Source organism: Aquiflexum sp. (genome assembly GCF_977115555.1).
Map to the genome: position 1 here is coordinate 1 of NZ_CDSBKL010000109.1, position 11,239 is coordinate 11,239.

General features: G+C 41.1%; 12 protein-coding genes. 5 read left to right on the forward strand and 7 right to left on the reverse strand.

From position 1 onward, the window contains the following. The 4 genes from ACZFYI_RS08630 to alr form a co-directional block, all read left to right on the forward strand. On the forward strand, positions 1-718 hold a 718-nt coding region (locus tag ACZFYI_RS08630; RefSeq protein ID WP_462523720.1), incomplete at its 5' end, for a serine hydrolase domain-containing protein. A gap of 194 nt (positions 719-912) precedes the next feature. Continuing rightward, entirely contained in the window at positions 913-1,476 is a 564-nt protein-coding gene (locus ACZFYI_RS08635; protein ID WP_462523721.1) for an RNA polymerase sigma factor, read from the forward strand. A gap of 4 nt (positions 1,477-1,480) precedes the next feature. Beyond that, positions 1,481-2,221, forward strand: a complete 741-nt coding sequence (locus tag ACZFYI_RS08640) for a tetratricopeptide repeat protein (RefSeq protein WP_462523722.1) — start codon at positions 1,481-1,483, stop codon at positions 2,219-2,221. A gap of 122 nt (positions 2,222-2,343) precedes the next feature. Then, a complete protein-coding gene (alr, locus tag ACZFYI_RS08645) occupies positions 2,344-3,498 on the forward strand; it encodes an alanine racemase (protein WP_462523723.1) in 1,155 nt (384 codons plus the stop codon). Positions 3,499-3,547: 49 nt separating this feature from the next. On the opposite strand, the gene ACZFYI_RS08650 is transcribed toward alr, so the two are convergent. Next, complete coding sequence (locus ACZFYI_RS08650) at positions 3,548-4,336, reverse strand: hypothetical protein (protein WP_462523724.1); 789 nt, start codon at positions 4,334-4,336, stop codon at positions 3,548-3,550. A 318-nt stretch (positions 4,337-4,654) separates the two neighbouring features. Here ACZFYI_RS08650 and ACZFYI_RS08655 point away from each other — a divergent pair, with 318 nt between their 5' ends. Then, positions 4,655-5,956, forward strand: coding sequence for an aminotransferase class V-fold PLP-dependent enzyme (locus tag ACZFYI_RS08655; RefSeq protein ID WP_462523725.1), 1,302 nt, complete (start codon positions 4,655-4,657; stop codon positions 5,954-5,956). A 45-nt stretch (positions 5,957-6,001) separates the two neighbouring features. Here the strand turns inward: ACZFYI_RS08655 and ACZFYI_RS08660 are convergent, their stop codons facing one another. The 6 genes from ACZFYI_RS08660 to ACZFYI_RS08685 all read right to left on the reverse strand — a co-directional run bounded on the left by ACZFYI_RS08660 (position 6,002) and on the right by ACZFYI_RS08685 (position 11,018). Further along, entirely contained in the window at positions 6,002-6,997 is a 996-nt protein-coding gene (locus ACZFYI_RS08660) for a hypothetical protein (protein WP_462523726.1), read from the reverse strand. Further along, positions 6,994-7,821 (reverse strand): DUF4349 domain-containing protein, encoded by an 828-nt coding sequence (locus ACZFYI_RS08665; RefSeq protein ID WP_462523727.1) that lies wholly within the window; start codon positions 7,819-7,821, stop codon positions 6,994-6,996. Before ACZFYI_RS08665 ends, ACZFYI_RS08660 begins: the two co-directional genes overlap by 4 nt. Before the next feature lie 122 nt (positions 7,822-7,943). Beyond that, positions 7,944-8,396: a hypothetical protein gene (locus ACZFYI_RS08670; protein ID WP_462523728.1), complete on the reverse strand. Its 453-nt coding sequence runs from the start codon at positions 8,394-8,396 to the stop codon at positions 7,944-7,946. Positions 8,397-8,490: 94 nt separating this feature from the next. Next, on the reverse strand, positions 8,491-8,883 hold the full coding sequence (gene gloA2 / locus ACZFYI_RS08675; RefSeq protein WP_462523729.1) for an SMU1112c/YaeR family gloxylase I-like metalloprotein: 393 nt from the start codon (positions 8,881-8,883) through the stop codon (positions 8,491-8,493). 50 nt (positions 8,884-8,933) lie between these two features. After that, positions 8,934-9,836: an NAD-dependent epimerase/dehydratase family protein gene (locus ACZFYI_RS08680; RefSeq protein ID WP_462523730.1), complete on the reverse strand. Its 903-nt coding sequence runs from the start codon at positions 9,834-9,836 to the stop codon at positions 8,934-8,936. 231 nt (positions 9,837-10,067) lie between these two features. Then, entirely contained in the window at positions 10,068-11,018 is a 951-nt protein-coding gene (locus ACZFYI_RS08685; protein ID WP_462523731.1) for an NAD(P)-dependent alcohol dehydrogenase, read from the reverse strand. Between the last annotated feature and the right edge of the window lie 221 nt (positions 11,019-11,239).

Genomic DNA, 11,239 nt, shown 5'->3' on the forward strand with positions numbered 1-11,239 from the left:
GGCCAATGACCGTGACGCCATCGACTCCAATCCGGCAATGAACAATACTCAATTCTTCAATTGGATGATGGATAACTCTGTACTGAAATATGATCCGGGGACACGCTTTTGGTATGTCAATACCAATTACTTTGTGGCTGCAAGGATTATAGAGAAGGTTTCTGGCAAATCATATTACCAATTTATGAAGGATGATTTCTTAACTCCCCTAGGAATCAATTCTGCAGTGATGGGAAAATCAGCCATGACCAACCTCCAGTCTGACGAAGCCAAATACTATGGACAGGGAGGAACAAAAGGTTTTGAATATAACCTCAACATCGAAAGAAGAGACGGAGATGCAGGGGTGGTCATCACTGCTTCAGACTTATTGAAGTTTGTCTTGGCTATAGATGGGAACCCAAGCCGACCGGATATTTTGGATGCAACCACCTACCAGAAATTTATCCAAGGTTCGGGCGCTGCCCCGCTTGATCCAAATTTTGGCAACGGCATTGTCAAGTGGAATACGAGGTACTATTTCTATGGTGCCCTGCCAGGGACAAGATCTTCTTACATGACAGAAAACAACGGCATGGCTGTGGCACTGATTTTCAATGGCAACGCTGATTATACCAACAATGCGGTTTATAACCCATTTGTACAGGCCCATCAGGCACTTTTGGTGGATTTCCTTACCACCAACCTTAACGTATATCAGGACATCGATCAGTTTTAAGTTGAACTTGAATTTTTTAATTACCGGGACGACCAACCCTAAATCGGCCGAGAAACCTTGGCCGATTTTTTCTTTTAATCATTGATGACATCTTTTGTTTCTTTCGATGTAGGTATAGAAGTTAAAGTTGATTACAATCAAAATCAGTTTGGAAAAAAGCCTTTAAATGGTATATTTCTGTAATGTTTTAAACCATGCAGGAAACTACTTTTAATCCTTTTTCCCAAGATGAATTAATCCTTGGTATCAAATCAAATGAGCCAAAAGTGCTCAAATGGCTTTACCAATCACAATTTCCGAAAATTGAAAAATATGTTTTGGCAAACAACGGGAGTGAAGCCCAGGCCAAAGACTTATTTCAGGAGGCTTTCATTTCCCTTTGGAATAATGTCAGGTCTGATAAATTCATCCCTGAAAACGGAACTGCAGTCACAGGATACCTGTATCAGATCGCAAAAAACAAATGGTTGGATTACCTGAGATCCTCCCGGTATCAAAAAACCACAGACTTCAGGCCCGAACATGAAAAAGGAGAAGAAAACGAAGAATCAGACAGGGAGGAACTCCGTAGTGCCATGTCTTTGGAATTTCAAAAACTCGGAGAAAACTGTAAGGAAATCCTGAAAAGGTTTTACTTCCAAAAGGAATCCATGGAGACCATTGCCAAAGCTTTCCAATGGACTGAGGCCACAGCCCGAAACAACAAATACAGGTGCATACAGCGCCTCAAAGAAAAAATGAATACCCTAAATAAATAGAAAATTGGACTCTAACAATTTATACTCGCAACAGGAATTTGAAAGAATCGAAGGCTATATCCTTGGTCTGATGACTGATGCCGAAAAGCAATCCTTTGAATCAGAACTGGAGATTGACCAAAACCTCAGGGCGAGATACGAGGACATCAAGGTCCTGTTACAGGAAGTAGAATTGGTTTCTCTAAAGGACACCATGGAAGAGTTCCATGCCGAATTGAAAACGTCAACCCCAGTAATCCCGATCATTTCCAAAAAGCCATTTGTTTGGAAGCCGCTTGCTGTTGCTGCCTCCCTGCTTTTTTTATTGGCGATTACACTTTGGATTTTTTTGGGCAATACCACAGAAAATGAAAAATTGTATAGGGCCTATTACCAACCGGATCCGGGCATGGTTACTGCCATGGGACTCCAGTCCAATTATGAATTTGACAGGGGGATGGTTGATTACAAAACAGGAGATTACCCGGCCGCCATAGCAAGATGGGAAAAACTGTTATCCGAAAAGCCGGATAATGATACCCTGAATTATTTCCTTGGATCTGCTTTTCTCGCCATCGGTGATACTGAACATGGCAAATCCTATCTGGCAAAAGCAACCCAGTTTGAATCTGGCGTTTTCCAAAAAGAAGCTTATTGGTACCTTGGTTTGACTTTGGTAAAATCAGGAAATACTGAAGAAGCCATAAAATACCTCCAGAATTCAGGGAGAAAAGAAGCTGCTGAAATCATCGGGAAACTGAAATGATCCGATTTCAGAGATTTCCATGAAAGAATTTCGGCAATGTTTGTCCAAAGAAAATTTTTGAAAAGAGACAACCAATTTGGATTTTTTAGCCCTCAATCCCTCTAAATTGTATAATTTGCCACATGCGTCATACTTCTTACATTGAAATTAGCAGGCAGGCCTACAGGCAAAACATGGATTTTTTGAAATCTGATATCGGTCCAAAAACTGAAATCTCTGTCGTCGTCAAAGGAAACGCCTATGGGCACGGGATTGAAAACATCGTCTCATTGGCAGAGGAAAACGGCATACGTCATTTCAGCACCTTCAGTGCAGATGAGGCGCTGAGGGTACATAATGCAAGCAAATCCAGGAGCGAAGTGATGATCATGGGCATGTTGGAAAATGATGATCTGGAAGAAATCCTCCAAAAAGGAATCAGCTTTTATGTTTTTGAATTTGAAAGGTTAAATGCCACAATTGAAATAGCCAAAAAACTCCAGGTCAAAGCCAAAATCCATGTGGAAGTGGAAACAGGATTCCACAGAACAGGATTCGAATGGGCGGAAAAAGAAGCTTTGATGGAGATTCTGAAAGAGAATGCTGCTCACCTTTCCCTCAAAGGATTGTGCACACATTATGCCGGGGCGGAAAGTATCAGCAACTATGTACGCGTCCGCAAGCAGATCAAACAATACAAGAGATTCAAACATTGGTTTAAGGCACAGGGAATAAATTTTGAAAAGTACCATACCGCTTGTTCGGCGGCAACGTTGCTTTATCCAGAAACAAAAATGGACCTTGTCAGGATAGGAATTGCTTCCTATGGTTTTTGGCCCACCCAAGAAACTTATATGTACAGGTTCCAATCATTGGCAGAAAACAATAAAAACCCTCTCAAAAGACTCATCAGCTGGAAAAGCAGTGTGATGAATACCAAATCAGTAAAGATGGGAGAGTTCATTGGTTATGGTTCGAGCTATATGGCGCCAAGAGACATGAAAATTGCCTTGGTGCCTATCGGATACGGCCACGGATACAGCCGTTTGCTCAGCAATCAGGGAAAAGTTCTTATCTCAGGTAAAATTGTAGCAGTCGTGGGAACAGTCACCATGAACAGTATCGCTTTGGACATCACCGATCTGGCAGAAGTTCACAAAGGCGATGAAGTAGTCATTATCGGTGTACAGGGTGAACTCGAAATCACTGTGGCCTCTTTCGGTGAGTCCAGCCAACAGGTCAATTATGAACTGCTGACCAGATTGGCTTTGGATATTCCGAGAAGTATCGTGGATTAGACCTCAGAAAGGAATTTCCAATAGATTTTGAATCTTTGGGGTAAAATGTTCAATGCAAAGGATAGCCCAAAAGATACAATTTGTTTCCTCCCTTTCCTTTCACTTTGCCCATTTCCCAACTGTAGTTCTCATCAGTTAATCCTTCTATCAATTCTCCCATGTCCTCCAAAGTATAAGTCCTGGCATTGGAAACAGCCCCATCCCATGCGATAAAGAGAGGAAGAATAGGGATCAAGTAAGTAAATACCAGCTGCTGCCATGACATGGGTCGTACCATAGGCGTAAAAAACAGGCTTGTAATAAATGCAAAAGGGATCGCCAGCCACCATAGAAATATGGGTGCTGAATTATCTGAAATTTCAAATATGAGGATAGGCTGATTGGCCTCCTTGGCATTTTTCAATATTTTCCTAGCCAACTCCGGTTTCATGTGGTGCATACTGCTGACCATTGTACGAAGGCCAACAAGACCCTTTCGCACTTGCGTAGCATCCAAAGAATCTACCAGGTAAGTGACCGAATCTTCCTCTTTTTGGTTAATTGCCTTGGCGGCTTTTTGGTTGGGGTACAGGTCACTCAGTACCAATTTGAGTTCCGGAAATTTACCTGAGGTCCTGAGTTTATCCGCTACTTCCAGCATAGGCCCTCCACTTCCAGAACAAAGATCTATTATCATTGGAGCTTCTGATTTTTGAAGTCCCTTTTCCACAAGTTCCTCCAAAACCTCTGCTGTTCCCAAGATTTTGTGGAAAGTCATGATATACTGCGTCATCAATACCCTGATCCAATCCGGAAACCAAGGCATGTCTTCAAATTCAAACAAGTGAATTCTTTTCATTTCAAGATAGGATATTGATCAAAAAGCACCATTTATCATTTTGCAGATTGAATTTACTTAATTTTTTGCGTAGTTTTTAAAAACGAAAATCTGCGCTCAAGCTTTTTTTTGGGTTTTGAGTAAAATGTGTTATCTAATTCAAATTCAAGCATTTCCGAATCTATACTCTTCTTTATGAGTCTGGGAGTTGGCTGTCCAAAGACATGTTTTAATACCCAAAAAGATTTGAAATAATTCCACTTGAAACGCTTTGAATTACGATCTAAAATGAAATAAATTAAACCCATGTCCCTCTAGGCTTAATCTTTAAATCAAAAAATGAATCAATCCAATAACCGCCGCTCATTTCTCAAAAAAACCACGGCTATGCTCGGGGCTTTTTCCGCAAACAGTATTTTCAACGAGCTTCATGCAGCAGAATGGGATAACTTGGAGAAAACTTACCATGGCCGTGATGCCTTGGAAATGGCTTCCAATGAGGATTACTGGGCAGTGATTCAACAGGGATATTCCGCAAGCACCGCACCCATCATTATGCTCAATAACGGGGGCGTATCCCCAAGCCCGATAGTAGTGCAGCAGGCTGTGGAGCGGTTTAATCAGATGACCAATCTGGGTCCTTCATACTACATGTGGCAGATTTTGGACCAAGGGAGAGAAAATCTCCGTGAAAGCCTCGCCAAGTTAGGTGGCTGCTCACCGGAAGAAATAGCGATCAACAGGAATGCCACTGAAGCATTGGTGACGGTGATTTATGGCTTGGATCTGAATAGGGGAGATGAAGTCATCGGAAGCCATCAGGACTACCCAAATATGATGCAGGCTTGGAAACAGCGGGAAATGAGGGAAGGCATTGTTTACAAACAACTTGATTTCGAATTTCCTATAGAAAATGATGAACAGATAGTAAGGGCGTACCAAAATGCCATCACCTCAAAAACCAAAATCATCCACATTACCCATGTGGTCAATTGGACCGGTCAGATCATGCCCGTCCAAAAGGTCGCAAGGATGGCTCATCAAAAAGGTATAGAAGTCATTGTTGACGGAGCACATTCCTATGGCTTATTGGATTTCAACATCCCTGATCTGGAAGCGGATTACTTTGGAACCAGCCTCCACAAGTATCTTTCCGCCCCGATTGGCAGTGGCATGCTTTGGGTCAAAAAGGAAAAGGTATCTAAGGTTTGGCCTTTGATCTGTGCCGGGGATCCAAAATCAGGAGATATCCGAAAATTTGAAAATCTTGGAACAAGAAGCTTTCCGATTGAGCAGGGAATTGGTGAAGCACTGAACTTCCACAATGCCATTGGGTCCAAAAGAAAGGAGGAAAGAGTCCGGTATCTGAAGGACTATTGGGCTACCAAAGCCCTTGAAATCCCAAAAGTGAAAATCCATACTTCGTTGGAAAAAGAATACAGCTGTGCCTTGGCATGTGTGTCCATAGATGGAGTCAGTCCTGGCGACTTGTATGGCCAACTTATGAAAACCCATAAAATACTAACTTCCCCGATCTCTCTTGGGAACCTCCATTGCGTCAGGATCTCTCCCCATGTTTATACCAAAATTTCGGATTTAGATAAGTTGCTCGATGGATTGGAAAGAGCATCTATAGGATAAAAAAATTGCGTTAAGGTAAAAACCAGAAAGCTGGAACATCAAGTATCAGTTTTTCGCAGTCTCAAAAAACATCTTTGCCTGCAATACCTCCAATTCCCTGGTAAGGGTTTTTAGATCCTGCATCATCAGATTGATCTGGGATCCGATTTGGTCGTACATGCTTGCCCTTTCTGCGAGTTCATCACTGAGGTAGACACCGCCTTCTCCAAAAAATTTCCCGATCAATTCTTCTTTGTCTTTTGGCTTGACATTGTCAAATAGGCCCAAACCCATCCATTTTTCAATGATTTCCTCCCTTTTGGAAAGCTGCTCTTCCTTGTCCGGATAGACATAATTGAGGTAATACCACACCGAAGCTGGAAAATATTTTGAGGTGGCAGGACCTTCCCAGATTTCCTGCAAATGATTTCTTTCGTGACGGAAGGTTACTTTCTTTTTATTTACCAATATCATTACACCCAAAGTCGCTCCTATGATCCCTGCTCCTAAAGCGATGTACTCGGGTGTTTTGCCGTTGTCAAAAAACACTGTAGTTCCTATGGCACCTAATGCCCCGATGACAATGGATGCCACAGTAAGCTTGGTATCAATATCCCCTTCTTTGGATTTCAGGTAGTTTGCTATCTGGTCTATGCGTTCTTCCTCACAACCCAATTCGGCAGATTCTGATGAAATCTCCAGCTCGGCAAAACCTATTCGGTGGGAAAGTTTCTGGTTCAGTTCCAAATGACGGAGCCTGTTTTCTATACTTGGCTCTGCTTTAAAATCCTCCAAGCTTGTTATATACTTCTCCAACAATTCCAAAATCCCCATTGCATTGGCGATATTGATACTAGGTATGGAAAAATTCTTTTGGACGGTTTCCGGAATAGAAAGGGTATGTAGGGGAAGCGGAATCTGGCTTTCCTCATAATCATAATTGTACTCCTGAAAACAATTACTCTTTTCAAGACGCAGGTTGATGTTTGTATCCTGAATACTTGCACAGGAAAAAAACAAAGAACCAAAAATTAAAATGATGTAAAATTTACCCAGTTTCATGGATGCTTCTTATTTCTTCTTTTGAGATACATCACCAAGACAAAAACCAATCCTCCTGCCAAATAGAATGGCCATAGCGTCACCAGACCTACAAAAACCGTCAAAAAGACCTGCCATCCATTGTCCACGGCATTGAATATCCTAACCCAAAACCCTTTCTTTTTGGGTGAATTTAATTCATAGGGCAATTCCTCATAGAACTGCACCTGCAATGAACTGAATTTGATCTGATTGCTGAGGTAGTTAAACTGCCCCTCCATCATCTCAATGTCTGTTCTGACTTCGTTGAGGTTTCGCTCGATTTCAAGGATGTCTTTGACTTCATTCGCCTTGGTCAATATTTCCCGGTACCGTTTTTCCAGTTCTTTTTTGTTTTGGATCCGACTTTGGAGGTCGTAGTACCTTTCGGTGACATCATCGGTGTTGGAGTATTTGCTATCAACTTTAAAAGCAATACCGGAAATCCTATTTAGGAGACTGTCATATTTGTCCGAGGGGACCCGGATGCTGAGATTATAAGTTTTTCGGAATTGGTCGTTGCTTTGAGATTCATTTTCCAAATAGGCATCAAATCCCCCAAGCATGCCTTTGATCTGTTGATAATCCTTTTCCAAATCTTCTGATTGGAAATTGATGCCTCCTGAGCGGACCAGTTTTTGGCTGATATCAGATGAAAGTACTTTTGTCTCAGAAGAATAAACTTCCTGTCTCGTGTTGGGTATTTCTATGGTTTCTTCAAATTCTGAGGAAACAAAATCTGAATTTTCAGAAGGATTATTGGAACAGGCAGCAATGATAAATGCCAAGGCAAAAAACAGCTTCATATTTTACTGGTTAAAATTCAAGCAAAATTTAAGTAAAAAGAACTTAAAAAAATCGTGTTTGATCTACTGTGAAGGAAAACTTGTTTTGGATTGAAAGGGAAAAGGTAAGTAAGGGATTCTAGTCAGTTATAGTCTTTGGGTGTAAATCTCAATTCAAAAAGTGACTCCTTGTTTTTGTCCTTGTAATCATATACCATAGAAGCCTTGTTTTCTTTAAAATATTTGAGATCCGGGTTGTTTTTGATGTTATCCAATATCTGTGCCCTGAAAAATTCCTTCAACTCATTTTCCTCGAACTTCCCTTTTTCCATGTTTACCAAAGTATAATGGTAAACAAAAATCTCCCCTCTTTTGACAGAAGTACGTTCCAGTCTGATGTTTTCGTCTATCATAATAGGAGTAGACTGGTTGATTTCCTGAGAAAGTGAATAAAGCTGCCTGTCAAAAATAGAGTCAGTAAAGAAGAGTTTCTTAACTGCAAAAGCACCGGTCAAAATAATTATCAATCCAAAAAACAGGATGATCTTTTTTCTTTTGGAGGCCAATTCCTTGGCAGTGGGATTTGGTTGTTTCATTGCGGGAGCTAAATAAGGCGTGTGAAAAATACCTAATTTTTTTGGAAAACCATGAAAATATGGGTTTGCCCAAAGTTTTCCATCTTAGGGTTCTTCACTTCTCATAAAACTCAATCGGCAATCCATCGGGATCGGAGATAAAAGTGAATCTTTTACCCGTAAACTCATCTGTTCTGATCGGTTCAAAGGATACTTTGTGTTTTTCCATCACGGCCAATACAGCCTCAAGATTATCCACAGAAAAAGCCAAATGCCTCAAGCCGGTCGCTTCCGGCCTTGAGACCCTTGCAGGAGGATAAGGAAAAGAAAACAATTCTATGATGTAATCTCCATTCAGGGAGAGGTCCAATTTATAAGAATCACGCTCTTCGCGGTAAATCTCCCTGATGATTTCCAAGCCTAAAATTACAGTGTAGAATTGCTTCGATTTGGCATAATCCGAGCAGATGATGCCAATATGGTGGATGTTTTTGAGAAAGGGGTTCATGAGAAATCTTCAGAGATGAGTCTATTTTCTTTAAATTCCAAACACACAATTCACTCCCCTTTCACATATTTCCGCCAGTTATGCTCTTCTTTGAAACCCAAAACTTCTTTGATTTTGCGGTTGGAGAATAAAGCTTCATGCTCTCCCAATTCTCTTGTAATCGGCACACCGGGGAAAAAACGTTCTGCCAATTCTTTACTCGGGATGATCGCACCGTTGTGGTCGTTGCCGGCATTGAAAACCTGATAACCCAAGCCGTCTTTTTGCAGACAAAGATCCACTATCTGACCCAAGTCACGCGCATCAATATAGCAAAAGGCATTCCTGCGCCTGACTTCGGGATGTTTGAAATAATGGGGAAATAGTTCGGCGTATTCATGGGGCTCAATGACATTTCCGATACGAAGTGCATAAATGTCAAACCCTGACCTGCGCTGAAAACTCCGGGCCGTCTTTTCATTCAACACTTTAGAAAGGCCATAGCTGTCCATAGGATCCACATCATAGTCTTCCTCCAAGGGCAGTGATTTGGGATCCGTCGGACCATCGGCAAAACAAATCCCATAAGTCGTCTCCGAGGAGGCAATGATTATTTTTTTGATCCCAAGTTTGACAGCTGCTTCGATCACATTGTAAGTTCCGATGGTATTGACACGGAAAGTTTCATTGTCAGGCTTGATCAAAATCCTGGGTACCGCAGCAAAATGGACGACGGCATCAAATCGGGGGATACCATTCCCCGGTTCCAACTCATCCAAGGCGGCATAAGAACTCATCGCATTAAACATCTGTCCGGAGTCGGTAATGTCCGCTGTCAGGTTATCCACCCCGGGATATTTCAAAGGCGTCAAGTCCACATTCATGACCCGATGTCCTTGGTCAAGTAAGTATGGGATGACATGCTTTCCAGCCTTTCCCGATCCACCGGTAAAGAATATTCGTTTTTTGCTCATGGGTTATTTCTATTTAAAAATTGCTCCTTTTCCCACAAGGTAAGGACGTGCTGAAAAATTAGCCACCAAATTGTGACGATCAGAGATAAAAATAATGAGAAAAGGTAATTTAATCGAGTTAGCATACGAAATCAAATTTTTGAAGTAGGGGGAATTGCACCCAACCTTTCGTATAAGGCTCGTTTTAATGCCCCTTAAACCTTGTTGTGGTTAGATTTTTTTCTTGATAAATTACAGATCCCATGACATGGCCACCTTTCCCCTCGTTCTCATTGATTCTATGTATCCAATAGCTTCAGGGATTTTAGAATAGGGATATATTTTTTCAATATGTGGTTTTACCTTTCCCTCTTTTATAAGCTTTGATAATGTATTTAGGTCTTCACTATTGGCTACAGCAGTAATCTGCGTAAGAGGAAATTTACTAAATCCTTTTTTTAGCAATACTGAAATCATATGTCCCATGGTGGTAAACCCAACCATAACACCGCGTTTTCCCATCCGTGTATAATCATCATAATTTAGGTTACCATTTGTATCCACAATCAAATCATACTTTTCTTTATGCAGGTGAATGTCCTCTTTATCGTAGGCAAAGGTCTTGTCAGCACCAAGGGATTTCACAAAGTCTATATTTCTACTAGAACAAACAGCAGTAACATGAGCCCCATAGGCTTTTGCTATCTGTACGGCAAAATGTCCAACTCCTCCCGAAGAACCGTTAATCAAGACTGATTCTCCTTCTTTTAGTTTTCCATGAGCTATCAATGCTTGTAGGGCTGTTAATCCTGCAATTGGGACACAGGCCATTTCGTTATAATCAGCTTCATCTGGCATTAACCCACAAACAGTTTCAGGAGCACAAGTATACTCTGCAAAAGCTCCTCCATTTAGCATTTCTCCAAATACACGATCACCAACTTTAAACCTTGTAACACCTTGTCCTACCTCATCAACAATACCGGCAAAGTCAGCACCAAGAATTTGATTTTTTGGCTTAAACAAACCAAAGGTAAATCGGGCAAAGAAAGGTTTGCCTCTTAAGATATGCCAGTCAGCAGGGTTTGCAGAATTTGCCTTGACGCTAATCAGTAAATGGTTTTCTTTTACCGTTGGTTTTTCTACTTCTTCCAAAGCTAGAATTTCCGGACCTCCATATTTATGTTTTGTAATAGCTTTCATCACATTCTTAGCTTGATATCTCTATATAATTTTAATTCTGGCTAACGTAAAGAAAAACCATCAAGTTTGACTGGTTTCGATGCTTAGGTTTTGATTAAATAGCCTTTCAGATTGTGTGAGAATTTAGCAAAAAAAGAGTCAGGGTTCCTTAATCGCGTTAGCCTACGAAATCAAATTTTTGAAGTGGGGGGAATGAGCTAGAACGGTCACTTGTATGTGGT